The sequence below is a fragment of the Tetzosporium hominis genome (assembly GCF_002265435.1).
Lineage (GTDB): Bacteria > Bacillota > Bacilli > Bacillales_A > Planococcaceae > Chryseomicrobium > Chryseomicrobium hominis.
In genome coordinates this window covers 1-231 of sequence record NZ_NOKQ01000306.1, presented here as the reverse complement: position 1 = coordinate 231, position 231 = coordinate 1, and the positions used below count along the sequence as shown (strand labels likewise).

Here is a 231-nt window from a genome sequence, read left to right as displayed (position 1 = left end):
CGGATTTTTGGTCGCCGATATTACAAACCCGTTTTCAGTAGCCACCTTGAGAGGGGTGGAAGAGGTTTGCGATCAGTACGGATACAGCATCATGGTCTGCAACACGGACAACAGTCCTGAGAAAGAAAGGGAGATGCTGCACAAGCTGAACGCGCATTACATTGAAGGGCTGATTATTAATACGACGGGAAGGAACAACGATGTGCTCTTGGATTTAATCAGCCAGGATGT

The 231-nt window shown here is 47.6% G+C and carries 1 pseudogene; it reads left to right on the top strand.

Annotated features, from left to right (window positions below):
- Positions 1-231 (top strand): annotated as a pseudogene (locus tag CF394_RS13545) (LacI family transcriptional regulator); the annotation flags it as partial.